The sequence below is a fragment of the Curtobacterium sp. NPDC089991 genome (assembly GCF_044748425.1).
Lineage (GTDB): Bacteria > Actinomycetota > Actinomycetes > Actinomycetales > Microbacteriaceae > Curtobacterium.
The window spans coordinates 14,234-36,489 of record NZ_JBIVGB010000005.1; the positions used below are offsets into that span (position 1 = coordinate 14,234).

Below are 22,256 nucleotides of genomic sequence, written 5' to 3' on the forward strand. Positions count from 1 at the left end.
GACGTCAGGCCGGTCGGGTGACGGCCGTGGCGATCGCGGCGAGCCCCTCGCCCCGGCCGGTGAACCCGAGGCCGTCGGTCGTCGTGCCGGACACCGCGACGGGGGCACCGACGACGGCGGACAGGGCGTCCTGCATCTCCGCACGACGGGTCCCGATGCGCGGCCGGTTCCCGATGACCTGCACCGTGACCGACACGGGGACGAGGCCGGCGTCGGCGAGCAGCCCGACGGCACCGCGGATGAAGACGTCCCCCGAGGCACCGGCATAGGCGGGGTCCGCGGTGCCGAACGTCCCGCCGATGTCACCGAGGCCACCCGCGGAGAGCAGGGCGTCGCACACCGCGTGCGCCACGGCGTCACCGTCGCTGTGCCCGGAGAGGCCGGGTTCGCCGGGGAAGTCGAGCAGGCCGACGCGGCACGGCGACTCGACGTCGAACGCGTGCACGTCGACGCCCAGCCCGAGCCGGACCGCCGAGGCACCGAAGTCATCCGGGGCCGTGGCGCGCGACCGGACGATCGACTCTGCTCGTCCGAGGTCCCACGGCGTCGTGATCTTGAAGGCATCGGCGTCGCCCGGCACGAAGCGCACCGTGCCACCGGCCGCCTGGAACACGCCGGCGTCGTCGGTCTCGGACTGCGTCGACACCGCGTACGCCCGTCGGAGTGCGTCGAGCGGGAACCCCTGCGGCGTCTGGACCCCGACGAGCGCGGACCGGTCGACGGTCTCGACGACCACGTCGCCGGACACCCGCTTGACCGTGTCGGTGACGGGGAGCGCGGGGACGACGCCGTCACCGGTGCCGGTCGCGACCGAACCCTCGACCGCGTCGAACACCCGGTCGAACTGCGCGGCCGGCGTGAGGCACCGCGCCGCATCGTGCACCAGCACCGCGGTGACGGAGTCCGGCAGCACGCCCAGGCCGGCCTGGACCGAGCCATGGCGATCCGTGCCTCCCGGAACCACCGCCGTGTACGCGACCGCAGCGCCCGCGACCGAGGCGACCACCTGACGGCAGTCCTCGAGCAACGCCGACGGCGCGACCACGACGACCAGCGTCGGAGCCGACAACGTGAACAGCGGCTCGAGCGCCCGCGCGAGCATGAGCTGCCCCACGACGGGCACGAACGCCTTCGCGGTGCCGATGCCGAGCCGGGTTCCGGACCCGGCTGCAACGACGACGACCGCCCGGTCCACCCCTTCGGGGAACCGTGCGGTCGTCGTGGTGTGCAGTGCGCTCAGGACGCGAGGACTTCGTCGAGGACGGTCGATGCCTTGTCCTCGTCGGTCTTCTCGGCCAGGGCCAACTCGGAGATCAGGATCTGCCGCGCCTTGGCCAGCATCCGCTTCTCGCCCGCGGACAGGCCGCGGTCCTGATCGCGTCGCCAGAGGTCGCGGACGACCTCGGAGACCTTGATGACGTCCCCGGAAGCGAGCTTCTCGAGGTTCGCCTTGTACCGGCGCGACCAGTTGGTGGGCTCTTCGGTGAACGGCGCCCGGAGGACCTCGAACACCTTGTCGAGCCCTTCCTTGCCGATCACGTCGCGGACTCCGACCAGGTCGACGTTGTCCGCCGGTACCTCGATCGTCAGGTCACCCTGCGTGACCCGCAGTTTCAGGTAGACCTTTTCCTCGCCCTTGATGACGCGCGTCTTGACTTCAGAGATGGTTGCCGCCCCGTGGTGGGGGTAGACGACGGTCTCGCCGACCTCGAATTGCATGTATCAGGCTCCGTTCCCAGACTTCCAGTTTACCACAAGGGGTGTTCGGGTAAGGGGACCCTCAGCACTGGGCCTTCCCGGTGATCGCTAAGATGGAGCGGGACCGTCTGGTCCTCATCGACTTACGGAGGAATCTCTTGCGAGCTCGGGTACTCGTGTCCGTCGCCGTTGCGGCAACCATCGCGCTGGGCGCCACCGGGTGCGAGTTCATGTCGCCTGCGCACACCGTCGACATCAAGCAGATCACCGACGGCGTCAACGTCTCGACCGGCAAGGTCGACGTGCGGAACGCCATCCTCATCTCGGACGACGGCGAGGGCGCGCGGTTCATCGGCACGCTGGTGAACAACTCCGACACCGACGGCATCACCGTGTCGGTCGAGATCGGTGGCGACACCGAGACCGTGCTGGTGCCGGCGAACTCGCACGTCGACCTGGCGAACGACTCGCAGCACGACACCCTCGACTTCGACAGCGCGGACGCGAAGCCCGGTTCGCTCGTCAAGGTGTACTTCTCGTACCCCGACGCCGAGGGCGTCTCGGCCAACGTGCCGGTGCTGACCACCTCGCAGGAGGAGTACGCCACCCTCGCGCCGACCTCGACCCCCGAGCCGTCCAGCCAGATCACGCTGCCGGTCGAGACCCCGTCGGCCACGCCGACGGACGGCGAGTAGCCGCACCGCGCAAGCGCCACCGCGTCAGACAGGAGGCCCGGTGCGAGTCCCAGGGACTCGCACCGGGCCTCCTGTCCGTCCGTCTCAGGCCTCGATGCGGTACCCGAGACCGCGGACCGTCACCAGGAGCTCCGGGGTGGACGGCACGCGCTCGATCTTCGAGCGGATGCGCTTGATGTGCACGTCGAGCGTCTTGGTGTCGCCGAAGTAGTCGGAGCCCCACACCCGGTCGATGAGCTGCCCACGGGTGAGCACCCGGCCGGCGTTCCGGAGCAGCAGCTCGAGCAGCTCGAACTCCTTGAGCGGCATCGCCGTCTCCGACCCGTCCACCGACACCGTGTGCCGCTCGACGTCCATCCGGATGCCCCCGACCTGCAGGATCCCGCTGTCCGCCGGGTCGTCCTCGGTGCGTCGGCGCAGGACCGCACGGATGCGGGCCAGCAGCTCGCGCGTCGAGTACGGCTTCGTCACGTAGTCGTCCGCGCCGAGCTCGAGCCCGACGACGATGTCGACCTCGGAGTCCTTCGCCGTCAGCATGATGATCGGCGCGTTCGACCGGGTCCGGATCTGGCGGCAGACCTCGGTGCCGGAGAGCCCCGGCAGCATGAGGTCGAGGAGCACCAGGTCCGGGTTCTCCGAGTCGAACTTCGACAGCGCGGTCACGCCGTCGGCCGCGACGGAGGTCTCGTACCCCTCACGCTGCAGCAGGAACTCCAGGGGCTCGCTCAGGGCCGGCTCGTCGTCGACGATGAGGATCTTGGTCACGATGGCTGCTCTTCCAGTTGCTCTTCGAGTGCGGTGGTCAGTTCGGTGTCCGCCTCGGGCAGGCGGATGGTGAAGGTCGAGCCCTTGCCTGGCTGCGACCAGACACGGACGTCGCCGCCGTGGTTGCCGACGACGTGCTTGACGATGGCGAGCCCCAGGCCGGTGCCGCCGGTGGCCCGTGACCGTGCCGGGTCGACACGGTAGAACCGCTCGAACACGCGGTCCAGGTCGGCCTCGGGGATGCCGACGCCCTGGTCGGTGATCGCGATCTCGACGAAGCCCTTCGCGGACCGGACGCCCACGCCGACGCGGGTGCCGTCGGGCGAGTACTTCACCGCGTTGGCGATGAGGTTCGAGACGGCGACCTGCAGCAGGCCCGGGTCGCCCATCACCCGGAGCTTCGACTTCTTCGCCCGGATGATCTCGATCGAGCGGGCGCGCGCGACGACCTCGTTCGCATCGATCGCTGCCTGCACGATCTTGTCGACACCGGTCTCCTCGCTGTTCTCCAACGCGTCGACCGACTGCAGCCGGGACAGCTCGATGATGTCCTTCGTCAGGGCGCCGAGCCGCTCGGACTCGGTGATGAGCTGCGCCGCGAACTTCTTGACGTGCTCCGGGTCGTCGGCCGCGATCACGAGGGTCTCGGACAGCAGGCCGATGGCGCCGATCGGGGTCTTCAGCTCGTGCGAGATGTTGGCGACGAAGTCACGGCGGACCTCGTCGATGCGCCGGCTCTCGGTCAGGTCGTCGGCCGTGATGAGCACGTACCGGTTGCCGAGCTGCGCGGCCCGGAAGCTGAGGTAGCCGATGAGCTCCCCGTGCCGTCCGCGCGGGAGCTCGAGGTCCTCCGCTCCCATCTCGCCGCTCTTGCGCACCCGGTCGACCAGGTCGAGGAGCTCCTGGTGCACGAGCCGGCGCCGCACGACGAGCCCGACGGTCAGTGCCTGGGGCGATGCGGCCACGACCGTGTTCGACGGGTCGATGACCACCGCCGGGTTGTGCATCGTCGCGATCACCGCTGCGACGCCGTCCGGCAGGGTGCGTTCCGCCACGTCTGCTGCACGAGCCGTGCGCTCGGCGGTGATGATCAGCACCACGACGCCCGCGCCGAAGACCCCGCCGAGGAGCATCGACAGTGGCACGAGCCACGCGTTGTCCATGCCGCCAGTGTAGGGATGGTCATGCGGGGTTCCGGTACCGTTCACCCGCCTCGGAAGGCCGGATCGCGAAGCGTTCAGCCCCACGTCACCGTTCGTTCACCTGGGCTGACGACACTCGTCCGGTACGCAGAGAGAGGTACTCCCCCATGCGCGAAGTCTTCCAGCAGGAACTCCAGGACGTCCAGGAGCGACTGACCGAGATCGCAGGACTCGTCGAGTCCGCCATCACCCGGGCCACCCAGGCCTTCAGCGACTCCGACGTCGCCCTCGCCGAGGAGGTGATCGCGGACGACCAGAAGATCGACGAGGCCGCCAACAGCCTCGACGAGATCGCCATCGACATCCTGGCCCGCCAGGCTCCGGTCGCCCGCGACCTGCGCGTCGTCGTCACCGCCCTGCGCGTGAGCTCCTCGCTCGAGCGCATGGGCGACATGGCCGAGCACATCGCGCAGCTCGCCCGCCAGCGCTTCCCCGAGAAGGTCGTGCCGAAGGGCCTCCGCGGCACCTTCAAGGAGATGGGCAAGCACGACGTCGCGATGTCGCAGAAGCTCACGCGGCTGCTCGCGACCGAGGACATCGCCCTGGCCGCGGAGATCCGCGACGAGGACGACGCCGTCGACGAACTGCACGCGAGCGTGTTCGACTTCGTGCTCGGCGAGGCGTGGAAGGGCGGGCCGATCGACACCGTCGACGCCACCCTGGCCTCCCGCTACCACGAGCGCTTCGCGGACCACGCGGTGTCGATCGCCAAGAAGGTCGAGTACCTGGCGACCGGCGACTGGACCGGCGCCTCGAGTTCGACCGCCGCGGTCTGAGCGCCGTGGTCTGACCGCGGTTGCGCGGTCTGCGAGGATCGAGGCATGGCTCAGGTCGCGATCATCGTCAACGGCATGCCCGGTTCCGGCAAGAGCACGATCGGCGCTGCGCTGGCCGAGGTGCTCGGCTGCCCGTTCCTGTCGAAGGACCGGATCAAGGAGCCCCTCGCCGACATCGTCGGGCCGATGATCGCGTCGCGTCCGCTCGGTGGCATCGCGATGGACACCGTGTGGGCGATGACGCGGGCCGTGGAGAACGGGGTCGTCCTCGACGCCGTCTGGCTCCCGTCACGCGATCGCGACCTCCTGGAGGCTGGGCTCGCGTCCGCCGGGTCGCCTCGCGCCGTCGAGGTGTGGTGCGACACGGACCGCGCCGCCGCCGAAGATCGGCTGCACGACCGGTACGACCCGGGCACCGTCCCGGTGCGGCACGAGGTGCACGGGGACCTGGCCGGCGTGCTGGCCTTCTGGGACGAGCACGGCGACGACGCGCAGCCGGTCGGGCTGCCGGGCGTCCCCGTCGTCCGCGTCGACACGACGAAGCCCTACGACGTCGGTGCCCTCGTGCAGGAGATCGCGTCGCACTTCGTCTGACCAGCCGAGGCTCGAGGAGCCGACCGCCCCGCCGAAGCGACACGTCGTCGGTGCGGTGATCCGTTCCTCCCGGCAGAGCGACAGGAGTCGGCGGAACGTTCGCGGCACACTGTCGCTTTCGCGGCCCCACCAGGCAGAACGACGAACGCCCCGCCCGGAGACCGGACGGGGCGTTCGTGCGTGCGGTGCTACTTCTTGGCGCCCTGGGCGGCCACGGCGGCAGCGCCGGCGGCAGCGGCCTCGGGGTCGAGGTAGTACGCCGGCTTCGTCGGACGGAAGTCGTCGTCGAGCTCGTACACCAGCGGGATGCCCGTCGGGATGTTCAGCCCGGCGATGTCGTCGTCGGAGATGTCGTCGAGGTGCTTGACGAGCGCGCGGAGCGAGTTGCCGTGCGCGGTGACCAGCACGGTCTTGCCCTCGCCCAGGTCCTTCGTGATGTCCGACTCCCAGTAGGGCAGCAGCCGGTCGATCACGAGCTTGAGCGACTCGGTGCGGGGCAGCTGGTCGCCGAGGTCGGCGTAGCGGCGGTCCCCGGCCTGCGACCACTCGGCGCCGTCGGCGATGGGGGGCGGCGGGACGTCGAACGACCGGCGCCACTCCATGAACTGCTGCTCGCCGTACTCGGCCAGCGTCTGGGCCTTGTCCTTGCCCTGCAGGTCGCCGTAGTGGCGTTCGTTGAGGCGCCAGTCGCGCTTGACCGGCAGCCAGGCGAGGTCGGCCTGGAGCAGCGCGATGTCGGCCGTCTGGATCGCGCGGGTGAGGAGCGAGGTGTACAGGACGTCGGGGACGATGCCCGATTCGGCGATGAGGTCGCCGGCGCGCTTCGCCTCCTTCTCGCCCAGCTCGCTGAGCCGGACGTCGACCCAACCGGTGAACAGGTTCTTCTGGTTCCAGTCACTGTTTCCGTGACGGAGCAGGACGAGCGTGGAGGTCATGCTCCCGAGTCTACCGAGCGTCGGCAGGCCCGTACCCTTGACGTCATGCCCATCGGGAACGTGACGCGCGGGACGACCGGGTACAACCGGCTCCGCCGTGTCGACCGGTGGATCGCGTCGCTGCCGGCGCTCCGCAAAGCCGACGATCCGCTGGTCGCCGACGTCGGGTACGGGGCCTCGCCGACGACGACGCTCGAGCTGCGCGACCGTCTGGCCCTGGTGCGTCCGGACGTCGAGGTCACCGGCATCGAGATCGAACCGGCACGCGTGGCGTTCGCGAACGCGGGCACCCGCGACGGCGTGACGTTCCGGCTCGGCGGCTTCGAGACGCCCACGCCCGGGCAGCGCCGACCGGCCGTGATCCGGGCGTTCAACGTGCTGCGGCAGTACGACGAGTCCGCCGTGGTGGGGTCGTGGCGGATCATGCAGGACCGGCTGCAGCCCGGCGGCGCGCTGGTCGAGGGGACGTGCAACGAGGTCGGGCGGGTGGCCTCGTGGGTGACGCTCGACGAGCACGCACCGGTGTCGTTCACGGTGTCGCTGCGGCTCGCCGGACTCGACGTGCCGTCGATCGTCGCCGAACGGCTGCCGAAGGCGCTCATCCACCGGAACGTGCCGGGTGAGCGGGTGCACGCGTTCCTGCGTGACCTCGACCTGTCGTGGGCGGTGGCGGCGCCACTCGGCACGTACGGGCCCCGGCAGCGGTGGATCGCCACCGTGCGGGGCATGCGCGACCGCGGGTGGCCGGTGCTGCACGGGCCGGCGCGGTGGCGGCTCGGCGAGCTCAGCGTGCCGTGGGCCGCGGTCGAGCCCGCCTGACGGGCGGCGGCGGCGCGGCGGCGGGACTGCGCCACGGCGGCGGCGGCGAATTGGCGACGATCCACGAGTCGATCACCGCGTGCACTGTCGGAAGATGCACACGCACACGATGCGTGCGCATCACCCGACGGAACACCAGTCGATCAACTCGTGGACTGTCGGAAACCTGCGCACACACCAGGCGACCGACGACCGGCGGCGAACGCTAGGAGCGCTTGACGGCTCCGAGCCGGGGCAGCCGCGGGACGTTCGCCGTGGCGCCGGCCTCCGGCGGGACGATGGTCTCCTGCGCCGCCGTCACCACGACGTCGTCGGCGATGAGCGTCAGCGTCGCGGTGGGGTCCAGCGAGCGCTTGACCACGGCCAGTCCGATCGGGCCGAGCTCGTGGTGGACCGCCGAGGCCGACAGTCGCCCGACTTCCTTGTCGCCGAGCATCACGGGAGTCCCCGGAGCCGGCAGCACGGCGTCGGAGCCGTCGAGGTGCAGCTGCACGACCCGACGCGGCGGGTGGCCCAGGTTGTGCACCTTCGCGACGGTCTCCTGCCCGCGGTAGCAGCCCTTCGTCAGGTGCACGGCGGAGCGGAGCCAGTCGAGCTCGTGCGGGATGGTGCGCTCGTCGGCATCGGACAGCGTCGGACGCCAGGCGGCGATCCGCAGTGCCTCGTATGCGAGCAGCCCCGCGACGGGTTCGTCCGACGCAGCGATCGCGGCCGAGGTGCCGGGCGTGACCACGGCGACGCGGAGGGTCCAGTCGGAGCCGGGGTGGGCCTCCTGGGCGGCGTAGCTCCACCCACCGGGCGTGACGGCTGCCCACGGGTCGACCCACTCGACGACGGGCGGGTCCGGCAGGACGGTCGACGCGAACGGGGCGGCTTCGCCGAACCAGCCGAGGGTCGCGAAGCCGGCCGAACGGTCGGCGACCTCGACCCGGAGCATGAAGCGCATCGAGTCGAGCCAGGCGGCGAGCGGTGCTGCGTCCTGCGACTCGGTGAGGAGCCACACGACCGCACCGTCGTCGACCACGCGGGCGGCGTGCTCGACCCGGCCGGACTGGTCGAGCACGAGGGTCTCGGTGCTGACGCCGGTCGGCAGGCCGGTCAGCTGCTGCGAGGTGATCGAGTTGAGCCACGACAGGCGGTCCGGGCCGGAGACGGTGACCACGCCGAGACCGAGCTCGACGACCGCGCGGCCACGGGCCAGCAGCCGTTGCTCGCCCAGGGGGTTGCCGAAGTGGGCTGCGGGCGCGCCGGGCGCATCAGATGTCGCGACGAAGCCGTCGCGCACCGCGAACGCCGACATCAGTCGACCTTCGCGAGCTGCCCCGAGGCGTGCGAGGTGAGTTCGCGACCGAGGGCGGCGATGTCCCACGCCCAGAACAACTTGCCCTCGACCAGGCCGTACAGGCGGGTCGCGGCGGAGTAGTCCTTCGCGTTCGGCGAGCGCATCACGGCGTCGGTGGCCAGGTCGATCCGCCCCTTGAGCACACGGCCGACGTAGAGCTCGTTGACGCCCGTCGGGTGCACGATCGCGGCCTCGACGTCGAAGCCGTCGGTGGTGTTGCGCAGCGCCTCGACGCTCTCGACGGTGGTGAACGGCGTCGGCCCCTCGCCCAGGAGCATCGCGGGGCCGCGGTCGCCGGGCTCGGTCGGACGGTCGATCCGCCAGTAGCCCATCTCGGCGGCGAGCGGGGTGTGGTCGTCGTCGAGCAACCACGTGGTGGACGAGTAGTTGAGGTACGGCAGGCCGTCGTGGCTGAAGCTCACGCGCTGGCCGAACTCGTAGGTGCGGGGTGCCTCTTCGTCACCGACGGGGTACTCCACGACGCCGGTGCCCTCCCAGACGCCGACGAGCCACGACAACGGGACCAGTTCGGGCGCCAGGCCCTCGGGGAGCTCGATCAACGCTGACCCTTGAACAGCTTCACGACGACGACGACCGAGATGAACGCGATCGCGAGCGACGCCAGACCGAGGAGGCCCACGTAGAACAGCTCGAGCGCAAGCAGCGAATCCATGCCCCGGAGTCTACGCGGCTCGGCTCAACGCGCCAGGAGCACCACCGCGGTGACGAGGACCACGACGAAGGCACCGGACGACGCGATGCTGATCCGTTCGACCAGCCCGTCCTTCGTCGCGGTGATGAGCTGGAGCACGAAGCTCACCATCACGCAGGCGACGAAGACGAGCAGCAGCCAGGCGAAGGCGTCGCGCTCGGCGAGCGTCAGGACGAGCACCGCCCCGACGACGGCCAGGATCCAGACCGGCAGGACGGACGTCAGCTTGAGGCGCCGCTGGTCGGTGGGCTGCACTGGCTGGGTCACGCGTTCCATCATGACAGGGGTCACGCCCGGCGCGCAGGCGCAGCGGCTCCGCGCCCGGCGCGCGCTTGCGGGTTGCCGCGCCCGGCGCGCGCTTGCGGGTTGCCGCGCAAACCGTCCGGCCGGATGAGGACTTCCCGAGCATCACTAGGATGTGTCCACGACGTCATCCACCTGCGGAGGTCCTGTGGCACAGCTCCTGGTACTCACCTCGACCGCGCCCGGCGACGTCCTGCCGAGCCTCGGTCTCCTGAGCCACAGGATCCGTCACGTGCCGGCCGAGGCCGCACAGCTGGTCAACGCGCCGCAGAGCGACCTGATGTTCGTGGACGCCCGCACCGACCTGGTCAGCGCGAAGGCCCTGTGCAAGATCCTCGCCTCGTCCGGCTCGACGACGCCCATCGTGCTCGTCGTGACCGAGGGTGGCCTGACCGCCGTCAACAGCGAGTGGAACGTCGACGACGTGGTGCTCGAGAGCGCCGGCCCGGCCGAGATCGACGCCCGCATCCGGCTGTCCGCGGGCCGTGCGGCCAAGGGGCAGTCCAGCTCGAAGATCCAGGCGTCGGGTGTCGTCATCGACGAGGCCAGCTACTCGGCGAAGGTCCGCGGCCGGCCGCTCGACCTGACGTTCAAGGAGTTCGAACTCCTGCGCTTCTTCGCCACGCACCCGTCCCGGGTCTTCACGCGCGAGCAGCTGCTCAGCGAGGTCTGGGGCTACGACTACTTCGGTGGCACCCGCACGGTCGACGTGCACGTCCGACGTCTCCGCGCCAAGCTCGGCGACCTCGAGTCGCTCATCGGCACCGTCCGTAACGTCGGGTACCGCTTCAACGTCTACGACGACGAGGCCGAGCGCCTGATGGGCCAGTAGTGCCGGACCTCGCACGGTTCGTCGTGCCCGGTGAAGCACCGCCGTTCTCGGACCAGACCCTGGTCGACGTCCGCGCTGGGCGCGCAACCGTCCTCGCCGTCGACGACGGGGTCGCCGTGGTCCGTGACGACGAGCTGGAACTCGTGGTCGACCGGGAGGCCCGTGGTCGCGGCACCGGCACCGCCCTCGTGACGCAGGCGCTCGCGCTGGGCGGCGGGGCCGCTCCCGTGCTCGCCTGGGCACACGGGGACCACCCCGCAGCTCGGGCCCTGGCCGATCGGTTCGGCTGGCGCGCGGTCCGCACCCTGCTGCAGCTCCGGGCGCCGATCGACGGAGCCGGGCCTCCTCCGGACGCGGCTTCTGCCGACGTGCCGGCCGGGTACAGCCTGTCCGCGTTCCGGCCCGGCACCGAGGACGAGGCCGACTGGCTCGCCCTCAACGCCGCGGCCTTCGCGCACCACCCCGAGCAGGGCCGCATGACGCTCGACGACCTGCACGCCCGCGAGTCGGACGCCTGGTTCTCCGGCGAGGACCTGCTGCTGCTCCGCGACGCCTCCGGGCAGCTGGCAGGCTCGTGCTGGCTCAAGGTCGAGGACGGCATCGGCGAGTTCTACGCCGTCGCCGTCCGACCCGACCTGCAGGGGCAACGGCTCGGCGGGGTGCTCATGCGTGCGGGCACCGCTCGGCTCAGCGGCCGTGGGCTGACCGCCGCCGCACTGTACGTCGAGGGCGACAACGAACCCGCGCTGGCGCTCTACCGGCGATCCGGATTCGAGCAGTATGCAATCGACGTGCAGTACGCCGCGCCGGAGCAGGCGGAGGCACCGACCGGCCGGTAACATTGCGTGGTCGGCGAGGGGTCGGCCAACGGGGGAATCGGGAAGTCGGGGACGCAGTGGCGCAGTACGGTCAGGGTGAGCCACTCGGTGCGTCGTACCGGTTGGTCGAGCTGCTCGGGACCGGTGCCACCGGCGAGGTCTGGCGCACCGAGCACACCGCGACCGGCGAGCACGTCGCCGCGAAGCTGCTCCGTGCCGAGCTCGCCGCCGACCCGCAGATCGTCGAACGCTTCGTCCGCGAGCGTTCGGTGCTCCTCGCGCTGCAGCACCCCTCGATCGTGCGGGTGCGGGACCTGGTCGTCGAGGGCGACCGGCTCGCGATCGTCATGGACCTGGTGCCCGGTGGGTCCGCCCGCGATCTGCTCGCATCGAACGGTCCACTGACCCCGCGGGACGCTCTGACGATCACCGCCGAGACCCTCGACGCCCTCGCCACGGCACACGAGCGCGACGTGACCCACCGCGACGTCAAGCCCGACAACGTGCTGCTCCAGGCCCCCTGGGCCGCCGGTGCGACGGGCGACGTCCGGGTCACCGACTTCGGCATCGCGTCGGTCGTCGCCGAGCGTGAGCGCACCACCACCGGGCTCCTCGGCACACCGCAGTACATGGCCCCCGAGTCGATCAGCCACGGCCGCGCCGGTCCGGCTGCGGACGTCTACGGCGCCGGGGTCATGCTCTACGAGCTGCTCTCCGGTCGCACGCCCTTCGCCGGACCGGGCACGGACTTCGCCGTGGCGTACCGGCACGTCACCTCGAACCCACCGCCGCTCGACGTGCCCGATGCGCTGTGGTCCGCGGTGTCCGCCCTGCTGACGAAGGACACGAACAGCCGTCCGGCAGCAGCGGACGCGGCGGCGACCCTGCGGCGGCTCGCCCGGTCCCTCGCCTCGGCCCCTGCGCTGGCCGCGACGAGCGACCCGGACGCGTTCGACGAGGTCGAGCGGCCCGCCACCGTGGTCCGCGGGGTCCGTCCCGAGCGCGATGCTGATCGGGATGACACCGGGGTACTAGAGGACGAAGCCCTGGCAGGGCCGGCTCCGGAACTGGGCCCGGCCGGATCGCAGACCGTCATCCGGCCGATGGCCCGACAGCCGCTGCCGGCCGCCCCCGCTGCCGAGCCCCCACCGGCGCGTCGGTTCGCCCGTCCCGAGTGGCTGACGAACCGTGCGCTCCTGTTCGGCGGCATCGGCGTCGTGCTCGTGGCCGCACTGGTCGTCGGTGGCGTCGTGTGGCTGCCCGGTGCGCTGCGGAAGACGCCGGGCGCCGGCACCGCGACCGCACAGGCGGCCAACGCCTACCAGCAGGACCGCCCATTGCCCACCGGCCTCGCGACCACCCGCCGCGCGACCATCGACCCCGCGAAGGGCACCGTGGACCTGCGCGTCACGTACGCGGCGCAGGCATCGGCCCTGACCGGTCCGTTCCTCGAAGTCGTCCCCGGAGCCCGCTCGGGTGCCGCATGCCCCGCCGTCACCTGGACCGGCGAGGGCATCGCCGCGAAGCGCAACCAGCCCTCGCTGACGGGTGTCGACACCGCGTGCGCCTGGAGCCTGTCCGGGGTCGAGGTCCCCTCCGGCGGGGACGTCACGGTCGAGGCCTCCGTGCCGCTCGCCTCCGTCACGGACGGCGCGGCGCTGCAGACGTGGCTCGACGGCGTCGGCGAGGCGACCACTGCTGCCGTGACCGACGACTCCGTGCGCGGGACCGCCTACCCGGTCCAGCGGCTGCAGGGCGTCGAGGTCCGCACGCCCGACCGCACGGTGAGCCAGACGGCCCTGCCGGTGACCCTGGTGCCGGTGTGGCCGAACGGTGCCGACGAGCTCAACCCGCTGTACCGCAGTCCCGCCACGGGGCGCCCGTCGCAGATGCTCGTCGACGTGGCCGGCGGGGAGTCCGGCGTGCGGTTCGCCGACGGCTGCTCGGGGGCTCTGGCCGTGTCCTCCGACGGGCTGGTCGTCACGGCTCTGTCGGTCGCGCCGTCGTGCACGGTGCGGGCCACGGTGGGGAACTTCACGAACCTCGAGAGCTCGCCCTTCGGGATCACGACGCGCGACTGAGCGCGCTCTGGTCGTGACCACGGGTCGACCCTCCCGTCCGTGGCGGACGCGGCCACGGGCCTCCCGGCCGACGGTCTCGGCGTCTCGGTCAGCTGCCAGCAGACGCGGTCTGCACGAGACGGACGGTCCCGCCTGAAGCGGCGTAGCCGCGGCCGACGGTCAACGCGACCGGTGCGCGACGCGGCAGCGTGACGCCGAGGAGCTCGCCATCGTAGTCGACGTCCGGCTGCAGCAGCACACCACACCGGGACTTCCGGACCGAACGGGTCCAGTGGCTGTACAGCGACCGGAGGTCCGCGGACCGGCCGGCCGCCACGACGCACAGTCCGGGGCGCTCGGTCGTGAGCAGCGTCGCGATGGCCTGGTCGCCGTCCTCGAACCGCTCCGCGTCGTCGATCAACAACAGCACCGGTCCACGCTCGAGCCGCAGCCCGGCCAACAGGGCCGGGACCTCGTCCGGGCCGACGGCGATGCTGTCGAACGAACCCGAGGCGAGCGGCGACCGGCGGTCGCAGATCGCCCACACCGCGGGACGGACACCCTCGGCGGCTCGCGCGAGCTCGGCGACGGCGAGGAGCACGCTCGACTTGCCGGACCGCGCCGGGCCGGCGACGAGCACGTGTTCGCCGTCGTAGACCTCGACGGACGCCGGCTGCAGGTCGTCCTCGGCGATGCCGATCGGGATCCGCCAGGGCTCACCCGCGAACACCGCTCCGGCACCGAGCTCGTCCACGAGCACAGCGTCGGGCAGCCGGCCGACCGCACTGGCCTTCTTCGTACCGTCCGACCGGATCTCCGCGATCCGTGCGACCGCCTGCGCGAGCGGGACGTCCGGCGTCGCGACGTGCGACTGTAGCCGCCTGGTCGAGTCGATGAAGCGGCCGGGCACCGGCGGCGGGACGTCCTTGGGGCGGACCCCGATGGACGCGTAGTCGTAGGGATCCGCGAGGCGGAACATCCACTTCTGCGTGGTGACCTCGTCCATCGCCGACGGCACCGCCTTCGCGCGCGTCGTGGAGACCGCGAACGAGATGCCGAGCGCCGGACCCTCGGCGTACACCCGGTAGAGCGCGTCGAGCAGCTGCTGCCCCTCGAAGTCCTGGTACTCGTCGCGCAGGGCGGCGAGGCCGTCGATGAGCACCACGGCACGGCGCCCACCGGGTGCCGCACGGCGACGCTCGAGCTCGACGCGGAGGTGCCGCAGGAACCGCGTCTGCAGCTCCCCCGCACCCGCACCGGAGCCGACGTAGGCCGTCGTGTGCGGTAGCTGTGCGAGCGGAGCGAGGTCCCCCGGACCCATGTCGAGCACGAGGAGGTCGAGCTCGTCGGGGCTCGACGCGGCGGCGAGCTGGAGCGCGATCGTGGCGAGGGCGGTGCTCGTCCCGCTGCCGGGGATGCCCATGAGCATGAGGTTGCCCTCGTCGAGGTCCCATCCGGTGGTGACCTGGCGCTGGTGGTCCGGGTCGTCGGCGAGGGCGACGGGCACCGTCGCGGGGCGCGGGTCGGTTCCCGGGCCTGGGGCGGTGAGGGCCGCCAGTTCGACGCGCTCGCCGAGCGCCTCGGGCCAGATCGGACGCGGCGGGGCGTACCCGGCTGCCTCGTTCGCCTGCCCGATCGCCTCGATGAGCTGGTCGAGGTCGGTGACGTCGGACGCCGTCGGAGCAGGGGTGGGCATCGGAGCAGGCACGCCGAAGACGTCGGTCGGTCGGACCGAGACAGGCTGCTCGGCACGCTCGTCACGGGCTCGGCCCGTGACCAGAGCGGTCTGCACCGGGGTGATGTCGTCCTGCCCGAGCTTCACGTAGGCGCGGCCGGTCTGCTGTCGACCGATCCCGGCTGCGGCGGGGACACCGATGACGTTCGTCGAGTCCTCGCGGCTCTGCACCCGCAGGGCGACCCGCATGTTCGTGTTCGCGAGGATGTCCTCGCTCACCACACCGGCCGGCCGCTGGGTGGCGAGGATCATGTGGACGCCGAGCGTTCGGCCGACGGCCGCGATGCTGACGAGCGACGTCAGGACGTCCGGGAAGTCCTTCGCGAGCATCGCGAACTCGTCGACGACCAGCAGCAGCCGCGGCATCGGCTCGACCGGCTTCGTCGCCAGGTAGGCATCGAGGTTGTCGATGTCGGCTCCGGCTGCCGCGAACACCCGCTGACGTCGTTCGAGTTCGGCTTCGAGTGCCCGGATCGCACGGTCGGCGAGCTGTTCGTCGAGGTTGCTGATCGTGCCGATGGTGTGCGGGAGGCGCTCACACGCCGCGAAGGCCGCACCACCCTTGAAGTCGACGAGCAGGAAGTTGAGTCGGGTGGGGTCGTTCCGGGCGGCGAGCCCGGCCACGAGGGACCGGAGGAACTCGCTCTTGCCGGAACCCGTCGTGCCGCCGACCAGGCCGTGCGGACCGTCGCGCACCAGGTCGATCTCGAGCACACCGCTCTCGGACGAGCCGATCGGGGTCGAGAAGCCCGTGCGGGCGTCCCACGCCGCGCGGATCCCCTCGCTCGACAACAGCTCGGGCAGGCGGACGAGCGAGGGCAAGGACGCCCCCGGCACCAGCAGTTCAGGATCGTCGAAGTGCGCCACGCTGCGCGCGCTGCGCTCAGCGGTCTCGACGCTGAGGCCGGCGAGCACGACGTCCTCGACACGGGTCCGGTCCTCTGGTCGGTAGACCGTGGCGGCGGCATCGGCACCGACCGTGATGATCGACGTGCAGGCGGCGGGGAGCTGCTGCTCGTTCGTCGCGATGACGATCCCGCTCACCCGGTGTGGTCGTTCCCCCGGGCGCAGGGATTGCCCGGGCACCGAGCGGCCCTGGCCGAGCAGGTTGCGGGCCGGGGCGTCCCGTCCCTCGGTGAGCACCTCGGAGTCGACCACGACGAGCAGGTTCGGCGTCGGCAGCTCGTCGAGCGACTCCCGCAGGCCACGGAGCATCGCCGCGCTCTGGTCGCGTTGTGCCGACATCCAGCGGGCGCCGGTGCTGCTCCCCGCCACACGCGCGTGCGGCAGCCAGGAGGCCCACCCCCAGTCCTCCGCGCGGCCCGCGTCGCAGAAGACGCCCACCGTCAGGTCCGCTGGACCGCAGTGCACGGTGGCCTGCGTGAGCAGGCTGCGCGCCAGGGCGAGGGCGCCCTGACGGTCGCCGACGATCCCGACGACGCCGGCGTCGGACAGGTCGGCAACCACCGGCGCGGCCGTCAGACGGCTGTCGGCGATGGCGGCCTTCGCCTCGTCCTCGAGCTTCGCGGACGCTGCACGCTGGTCGACCTCGGGCCGCCAAGGAGCGTCCCCGGTGCCGGCGTGCAGGCTCAGGAAGTCCTCGTCATCCGAGCGGCGCTGCCACAGCAGGGTGGTCGGCAGCTCGGCTCGCCGCACCACGGTCGCCGGATCGGGCACGAGCTCCTGGCGGCGGGCGGCCTCGACGGCCGCGGCTTCGGAGATCTCACCGCGGAAGGACTCCACGGCCTCGGCGAAGCGGGTGTCCTCCTCCTTCAGGTTCTTCGCGCGGCGGTGCTTCTGCTCGAACCACATGCCGATCGCGGTGACCGGGGAGAGCAGGGCGAAGAGCGCGAACCGTGCGTCGCCGAGCAGGAGCACCATCGCCCCGGCGAGCACCAGGGGCGCGGCGACGGTGATCCAGCTGAACTTCGACGCCGGTGGCACGTCCTTGCGTCCGGGCGGCACGACCGTCTCGGCGTCGGAGGTCCGTCCGGCGCGCGGTGGACGGTTGAACGGCGCCGTCGCCGCCGGGGTCAGGTTCGCCATCGAGCCGGCCGCCGGCACGGGCACCTCGTCGAGCGCCGGCCGGACGAGCAGCACGGCCCCGCCCACGATGACGCTCGTCGTCCCGCTGAGCAGGACGCCCTCGGCGTCGATGCGCTCCCCGGCGATGACGGTGCCGTTCGTCGATCCCGCATCACGCACCCGGACGCCGTCGTCCTCGCGCTCGACGGTGCAGTGCTCCCACGACGCGCTCTCGGTGGGGAGCACGACGTCGGCCTGCGGCGCCCGTCCGACCACGAGCTTCCGCCCGCGCGGGACCGGCACCACGAGCCCGGCTTCGAGCCCGCCGGCGAGCGTGACGGTCCAGCCGTCGGTGCCGAGCGGACGGTCCTCGGGGGTGCGGCCGATACGGGAGCCCTCGAGCAGCACGAGGTCACGGAGCGGGGTGTCGACGCTGGTGCGGTGCCCGTCGACCGCCAGCGTGGTGCCGGGTTCGAGTGTGAGGCCGACGGCCGCGGACACGAGTTCCCCGAGCGAGGATGCGCCGGACCACCCGTCGACCTCGACCGCTTCACGTCGGTCGTCGAGCTCGATCAACAGGCGCATGCTCGCGTTCCTCTTCCGGGTCGGTGCGTGGGTGGGTCAGTCCGTGCTGGAGTCGTCGAACCAGACGAGCGACGCGGTCCGGGCAGCGTCGGTTCCGCTCCCGGTGCCGTCGCCGGACGCGGTGCTGGCCGGACGGAGACCGAGCTGCTGTGCCGACGCCGCGAGCACCGTCGCCTGTGCGCCGAGTGCCTGCTGCCGCGTGAAGTCGAGCGCCGGACCGGCGATGCCCGCATCGGCGTCGAGGTCGAGCACGGCGAGGGCGTCGGTGACGTCCGTCGGCTCGACGCTCCGCGCCGTGCCGACGGCGCGGACCAGGGCGATGACGGCGTCGTGGCTACGCGAGTCCGCTGCGCCCGCTACCGCCGAGAACGGCTGGTCACCGGTCAGGTTCTCGGCGTCCTGGTCGCCGGCGAGCACCCGGACACCGCCGAGGAAGGCGGACATCGCGCGGCCCCCGGCGTCGGAGGCGAGCGCGCGGGCGTCGTCGGTGGCGACACCCACGGCCCGGAAGGAACCGCTCAGGCTGCCGCCGGCCTCGACGAGTGCGGCGCCGAACGCCGGGCTCGTCGCATCCGGCGTGAGGACGACCGGCACCGTGACGTTCTCGGCCTGGAGCGCGGCGACGAAGGCACCCTGGCGTTCTGCGGAGCCGCTGACGACGACGGCGTCGGAGTCCGGCGTCGGGGTCTTCGCGTCGGCATCGGCATCGGCATCTGCGTCCGCGTCTTGCTCGTTGCTCGTTGCGCCGGTGCGCTCGGCGACGGTCGTGGCGAGCGCTGCGGTGTCCGCGGTGTCGTCACCGTCCAGGACGTGCGCCACCCGCAGGCCCGCCGGAGCACCGCCGCCCAGGTCGACCAGCAGTGGAGCGTCGGCGTCACCGAGTGCCGTCGTCATCGCCTTGCTGATCGAGTCAGCGGCCGGCGCCGTCGACCAGGAGTCCTTCTCCGCCGGAGCGTAGGGCAGGACGACCGGGATGCCCTTCGCCGCAGCAGCAGTGAGGGCGCCGGACACGTGGCTGCCCGACGAGGCGACGACGATGCCCGCGACCCCGCTCTTCGCGAGGGCCTCGACCGCGGCCGTGCCCCCGGCAGCGGTCCCGCCGTCGTTCTTCGTGACGAGCGCGACGTCGGTGCCACCGAGTGCGAGCCGACGCTCCGCCACCAGCGCGCCCTGCGCCGCTTCGTTCCACTCGGACCCCTCGCCGTCTCCGAGCGTGACGATGATGCCGATCTTCGTCTTCGCCGGGACGTGTGCCACCTTGACCTTCACCGGCACGGTCGCCGACACCGCTTCGGCCGGGGTGCTGCTGCCGAACGCCCGGAACGTCAGGACGGCGGCGACGACCGCGGCCACGAGGAGCACCGCAATGCCGACGAAGAGCAGCGGACGGCGGCTGCTCGGACGCGTTCCGTCAGCGCCCTCGGTCGCAGTGGCTTCGGTCGTCTGGTCACTCATCGGTCGGCCCCGATCCGGAAGGTGTACAGCGTGGTCGACGTCGCGCTGGCGGGGACCTTCAGCTGGAACGCCGGCAGCGTCGTCGCCGCATCGAGCGATGCACGGAACTGCTCCTGCTGGAGCAGGATGCCGGCGACGTCCTCGGCCCGGACGTTCGCGTAGCCCGCTGCGTTCTGCGACGCCAGGGCGAGCTGGTAGTCGGCGGAGTCGGACTTCGCCGCGCTCGTGGCCATGGCGCCGAGGATGCCGGAGCCGTTCACCTTGCGGTCGCCGAGGTCGAGCATCACCCGGTTGAGGTCGCCGGTCAGGAGCGTCGAAGCACCCTGGACGTCACGCGTCGAGGCGCTCGTGCTGGCCGCGATGCGCTCGAGGCTGGACGCCGTCTGCCGGTCGACCGCGGAGGAGAGCTCCGAAGCCTCTTGCTCGAGCGTGCTCTTCTGCTCGTCGATCGTGCCCTTCGAGTCCTTCGTGACCTCGTCAGCGGTGGACCGCAGGCCCGAGATCGACTTGTCGAAGGCGTCGCGGACGGCCTGGTTGCTCTCGGACGCCGTGGTCGAGACCTTCCGGACCTGCGCGTCGATGGCCTTCTTGAAGGTCTCCGACGACTGGTCGGAAGCGTCCTTGAAGGTCTTCTCGACCTCGGCCGCGAGGTCGATCTGCGTCTGGCGGACCGTCCCGAGCTGCGTCGCGATGACCGCCTGCGAACGGTCGGCGTCCGCGACTGCTGCGCGAAGGCGTTCGATCGTGGAACCCACGTCGTCGCTCCCACCACGGACGGCGTCACGGACAGCGCGGATGCTGTCGTCGAGCGCGTCCAGATCGGTCCGCAGGCCGGCGATCGCGCTGCCGATGGTGCCCTCGGTCGTCGCGTCGGCGCTGGTCGAGTCGACGACGTCCTGCCAGCGCGCCGTCTGGTCGTCCAGTCGTTCGTCCATCGGGTCGGTGAACCCGAGACCGGGCTGGAGCACGGTCCCCTCAGGCGCACCGGCGCAGGGCTCGGCCGTCAGGTAGCCGCGGAGGCGATCAGCGTCGGCCTGGTCGAGCTGTCCGAGCGTCGCGAGGGTGCAGAGTTGGTCCGCGACCGCCGAGTTCTGACGCTGCATCGACAGCGGGAACCCTGCGCCGTCGACCAGGTCACGTGCCGCCTCGGCACGGTCGTGCGTTGTCTGCACGGCCGTCGCCAGTGCGTCGAGCCGCGTGCCGATCTGGTCCGCACTCGTCGACAGTGCGCGGAGGGCGTCCCCGGTGCCACCGTCCCCGCCGTTCTCGTATTCGTCGAGTGTGGTCGAGATGGTCGTGAGCTGCTCGTCCAGGTCGGCGGCGCTCGCGATGGCGTCGTCGACCGTCTCCGGCTGCAACCGCGCGGCGAGCGCCTGCCCGGTGCTCACCAGTCCGATCAGCGAACCGTTGATCGCGGTGGACGACTCGTAGAGCGTGCAGGTCAGTGAGTCTCGCGCGTCCGTCGCGGCGCAGGTCGTCGCGTCCGGGGCCTTCGGGCCGACGGCAGCGGACAGCTGCGCACTGACCTGCTGCTTGCACGCCTCGCTCGCGTCGGCGTAGCCCTTGAGCTGGGACGAGACGCGGAGCAGGTTGCCGTAGACGCTGCCGCCCGCGGTCGAGGTCTTCGGCGTCGCCGCGCACCCGTTGCCGTCGAGCACCGTGGCCGGTGCCGTCGCCGAGGTGTCGCCGAGCAGGCTGTCGAGACTCGTCGTGGTCTGCTGGAGCTGCTGCAGCACGGTGGACTGTGTCGCCTTCACGGTCGCGCCGAGGTCGCCGTTCAGGGAACCGAGCTCGCCGGACAGGGACCGCATGGTGCCCGCCAAGGACGAGCTGCTCTCCTTGAGCCGCTCGGCCGTGCTGACGCCGAGGGTCTTCGACGTGGTCTCGAGGTTGGACCGGACCTCGGTGATCGTGCCGCCCGCTCGTGCGAGCACCTCGTTCACCTGCGAGATGAGGTCGATGGTGCGGCGCTGGAGCGCGAGTTCGGAGTCGCTGTCGGACCCGAACGCCGCGTTCACCACGCCGGTCGAGGACAGGTCCGTGGACAGCCCGGGCTGCGCGGCGACGTCGAACGTCGGTGCCGTGAAGTCCTTGACGTCGGCGACGAGGTGCAGCGTGCTGCTCGCGCCGGATGTCGGCGGTGCCAGCAGGCGACCCCACTGGACGACCGCGTCCCCGTCCTCGTTCGTGCTGACGACGCCGTCCGTGGACGAACCGGAGTCAGCGGCATCGGTGACGATGCGGTCGGCCGCGGTGCCGGTGAGGACGGTCGAGGCCGCGACGCTGAACGGTGCACCCACGAGCGCCGGCGTCGAGCGTGAGGTGCCGGCGACGTCGTAGGTCAGGTTCTTCGACGTGACCGTGAGGTTCTCGATCGTCAGGTCGATCGCGATACGACCCGAGTACCCGTCGAGGTCGGCAAGGTCGGTACCGGTCTTCTTCGACGTCGAGTACTGCGTCGTGATGCGGAGCGGGAGGTCACCAGCCGCCTTCGCGGGGTCGTGGTCGGTCGTCGCTGACGAGGAGTCCTTGCCCGCGACGGAGATCGCGGTGTCGGAGATCGACGTGATCGAGCCGTCCGCGGCCAGACGCGTGTCGACCGTCTGCAAGATCCGTGACGGGTCAGCCACCGGCTTGTCGTCGGACGTGCACCCGGCGAGCACCAGAGCGGCGATGCCGGTGACGGCGACCGCCCCCACGAGCCGGCGAGTGGTGCTTCGTGCTCCGGTGTTCCCGGCACGCTGGTTGATCACGGTCTTCCCCCCAAGAGAATCGTCGAGCACATCGATGCTAGTTGCTCGATGGCGTCGGGTCCGCGTCGATCGGCCGCCCTGGCCGCCCCCGTTCGGGCCACACGCCCCGACTGGAATACAACGTATCGCATCCGGCGAGTTGCGCGTTCGCC

18 protein-coding genes are annotated in these 22,256 nt (G+C 71.5%); 7 read left to right on the forward strand and 11 right to left on the reverse strand.

Annotation, left to right across the window (positions count from 1 at the left end; genetic code table 11):
- Positions 1–4 precede the first annotated feature (4 nt).
- Positions 5–1,195: a 2-C-methyl-D-erythritol 2,4-cyclodiphosphate synthase gene (gene ispF, locus ACIPV1_RS14260; RefSeq protein WP_402726684.1), complete on the reverse strand. Its 1,191-nt coding sequence runs from the start codon at positions 1,193–1,195 to the stop codon at positions 5–7.
- A 41-nt stretch (positions 1,196–1,236) separates the two neighbouring features.
- Entirely contained in the window at positions 1,237–1,719 is a 483-nt protein-coding gene (locus tag ACIPV1_RS14265; protein ID WP_017888066.1) for a CarD family transcriptional regulator, read from the reverse strand.
- A gap of 209 nt (positions 1,720–1,928) precedes the next feature.
- On the opposite strand from ACIPV1_RS14265, the gene ACIPV1_RS14270 reads away from it, so the two are divergent.
- Positions 1,929–2,393, forward strand: coding sequence for a hypothetical protein (locus tag ACIPV1_RS14270; protein ID WP_148086805.1), 465 nt, complete (start codon positions 1,929–1,931; stop codon positions 2,391–2,393).
- An 84-nt stretch (positions 2,394–2,477) separates the two neighbouring features.
- Here ACIPV1_RS14270 and ACIPV1_RS14275 read toward each other — a convergent pair whose 3' ends face one another.
- Positions 2,478–3,158, reverse strand: coding sequence for a response regulator transcription factor (locus tag ACIPV1_RS14275; protein WP_123936862.1), 681 nt, complete (start codon positions 3,156–3,158; stop codon positions 2,478–2,480).
- Positions 3,155–4,321, reverse strand: a complete 1,167-nt coding sequence (locus tag ACIPV1_RS14280; protein WP_123936863.1) for a cell wall metabolism sensor histidine kinase WalK — start codon at positions 4,319–4,321, stop codon at positions 3,155–3,157. Before ACIPV1_RS14280 ends, ACIPV1_RS14275 begins: the two co-directional genes overlap by 4 nt.
- Positions 4,322–4,467: 146 nt before the next feature.
- On the opposite strand from ACIPV1_RS14280, the gene phoU reads away from it, so the two are divergent.
- Complete coding sequence (phoU, locus tag ACIPV1_RS14285; RefSeq protein ID WP_123293296.1) at positions 4,468–5,136, forward strand: phosphate signaling complex protein PhoU; 669 nt, start codon at positions 4,468–4,470, stop codon at positions 5,134–5,136.
- Positions 5,137–5,181: 45 nt separating this feature from the next.
- The gene (locus tag ACIPV1_RS14290) at positions 5,182–5,730 is read left to right on the forward strand and encodes an AAA family ATPase (RefSeq protein WP_123936865.1); all 549 of its coding nucleotides are present in this window, start codon (positions 5,182–5,184) and stop codon (positions 5,728–5,730) included.
- 188 nt (positions 5,731–5,918) lie between these two features.
- Here the strand turns inward: ACIPV1_RS14290 and ACIPV1_RS14295 are convergent, their stop codons facing one another.
- Entirely contained in the window at positions 5,919–6,665 is a 747-nt protein-coding gene (locus ACIPV1_RS14295; protein WP_123293294.1) for a phosphoglyceromutase, read from the reverse strand.
- Between the two features lie 45 nt (positions 6,666–6,710).
- On the opposite strand from ACIPV1_RS14295, the gene ACIPV1_RS14300 reads away from it, so the two are divergent.
- On the forward strand, positions 6,711–7,484 hold the full coding sequence (locus tag ACIPV1_RS14300; RefSeq protein WP_402726685.1) for a class I SAM-dependent methyltransferase: 774 nt from the start codon (positions 6,711–6,713) through the stop codon (positions 7,482–7,484).
- A 205-nt stretch (positions 7,485–7,689) separates the two neighbouring features.
- On the opposite strand, the gene ACIPV1_RS14305 is transcribed toward ACIPV1_RS14300, so the two are convergent.
- The 3 genes from ACIPV1_RS14305 to ACIPV1_RS14315 all read right to left on the reverse strand — a co-directional run bounded on the left by ACIPV1_RS14305 (position 7,690) and on the right by ACIPV1_RS14315 (position 9,805).
- Positions 7,690–8,784: a YgfZ/GcvT domain-containing protein gene (locus ACIPV1_RS14305; protein WP_402726686.1), complete on the reverse strand. Its 1,095-nt coding sequence runs from the start codon at positions 8,782–8,784 to the stop codon at positions 7,690–7,692.
- Entirely contained in the window at positions 8,784–9,386 is a 603-nt protein-coding gene (locus tag ACIPV1_RS14310; RefSeq protein ID WP_123293291.1) for an FABP family protein, read from the reverse strand. Before ACIPV1_RS14310 ends, ACIPV1_RS14305 begins: the two co-directional genes overlap by 1 nt.
- Before the next feature lie 137 nt (positions 9,387–9,523).
- Positions 9,524–9,805: a hypothetical protein gene (locus ACIPV1_RS14315; RefSeq protein ID WP_123936868.1), complete on the reverse strand. Its 282-nt coding sequence runs from the start codon at positions 9,803–9,805 to the stop codon at positions 9,524–9,526.
- 184 nt (positions 9,806–9,989) lie between these two features.
- On the opposite strand from ACIPV1_RS14315, the gene ACIPV1_RS14320 reads away from it, so the two are divergent.
- From ACIPV1_RS14320 to ACIPV1_RS14330, 3 genes are read left to right on the forward strand one after another with little or no spacing between them, the layout of a single operon-like run.
- Positions 9,990–10,673 (forward strand): winged helix-turn-helix domain-containing protein, encoded by a 684-nt coding sequence (locus tag ACIPV1_RS14320; protein WP_123293289.1) that lies wholly within the window; start codon positions 9,990–9,992, stop codon positions 10,671–10,673.
- Complete coding sequence (gene mshD, locus ACIPV1_RS14325; RefSeq protein ID WP_402726687.1) at positions 10,673–11,512, forward strand: mycothiol synthase; 840 nt, start codon at positions 10,673–10,675, stop codon at positions 11,510–11,512. Before ACIPV1_RS14320 ends, mshD begins: the two co-directional genes overlap by 1 nt.
- 56 nt (positions 11,513–11,568) lie before the next feature.
- The gene (locus ACIPV1_RS14330; RefSeq protein ID WP_402726688.1) at positions 11,569–13,572 is read left to right on the forward strand and encodes a serine/threonine-protein kinase; all 2,004 of its coding nucleotides are present in this window, start codon (positions 11,569–11,571) and stop codon (positions 13,570–13,572) included.
- A gap of 88 nt (positions 13,573–13,660) precedes the next feature.
- Here ACIPV1_RS14330 and ACIPV1_RS14335 read toward each other — a convergent pair whose 3' ends face one another.
- From ACIPV1_RS14335 to ACIPV1_RS14345, 3 genes are read right to left on the reverse strand one after another with little or no spacing between them, the layout of a single operon-like run.
- Positions 13,661–17,896, reverse strand: coding sequence for an FtsK/SpoIIIE domain-containing protein (locus ACIPV1_RS14335; RefSeq protein WP_402726689.1), 4,236 nt, complete (start codon positions 17,894–17,896; stop codon positions 13,661–13,663).
- Positions 17,897–17,932: 36 nt separating this feature from the next.
- Positions 17,933–19,351: a hypothetical protein gene (locus ACIPV1_RS14340; protein WP_185094106.1), complete on the reverse strand. Its 1,419-nt coding sequence runs from the start codon at positions 19,349–19,351 to the stop codon at positions 17,933–17,935.
- A complete protein-coding gene (locus ACIPV1_RS14345) occupies positions 19,348–22,104 on the reverse strand; it encodes a hypothetical protein (RefSeq protein WP_123936872.1) in 2,757 nt (918 codons plus the stop codon). Before ACIPV1_RS14345 ends, ACIPV1_RS14340 begins: the two co-directional genes overlap by 4 nt.
- Positions 22,105–22,256 lie beyond the last annotated feature (152 nt).

Bases quoted from the DNA above. Each gene is read 5' to 3' on its own strand.
- ACIPV1_RS14280 (WP_123936863.1), bottom strand. From the start codon at position 4,321: ATGGACAACGCGTGGCTCGTGCCACTGTCGATGCTCCTCGGCGGGGTC.
- ACIPV1_RS14305 (WP_402726686.1), bottom strand. From the start codon at position 8,784: ATGTCGGCGTTCGCGGTGCGCGACGGCTTCGTCGCGACATCTGATGCG.
- ACIPV1_RS14290 (WP_123936865.1), top strand. From the start codon at position 5,182: ATGGCTCAGGTCGCGATCATCGTCAACGGCATGCCCGGTTCCGGCAAG.
- ACIPV1_RS14300 (WP_402726685.1), top strand. From the start codon at position 6,711: ATGCCCATCGGGAACGTGACGCGCGGGACGACCGGGTACAACCGGCTC.
- ACIPV1_RS14270 (WP_148086805.1), top strand. From the start codon at position 1,929: ATGTCGCCTGCGCACACCGTCGACATCAAGCAGATCACCGACGGCGTC.
- phoU (WP_123293296.1), top strand. From the start codon at position 4,468: ATGCGCGAAGTCTTCCAGCAGGAACTCCAGGACGTCCAGGAGCGACTG.
- ACIPV1_RS14335 (WP_402726689.1), bottom strand. From the start codon at position 17,896: ATGCGCCTGTTGATCGAGCTCGACGACCGACGTGAAGCGGTCGAGGTC.
- ACIPV1_RS14340 (WP_185094106.1), bottom strand. From the start codon at position 19,351: ATGAGTGACCAGACGACCGAAGCCACTGCGACCGAGGGCGCTGACGGA.
- ACIPV1_RS14265 (WP_017888066.1), bottom strand. From the start codon at position 1,719: ATGCAATTCGAGGTCGGCGAGACCGTCGTCTACCCCCACCACGGGGCG.
- ACIPV1_RS14295 (WP_123293294.1), bottom strand. From the start codon at position 6,665: ATGACCTCCACGCTCGTCCTGCTCCGTCACGGAAACAGTGACTGGAAC.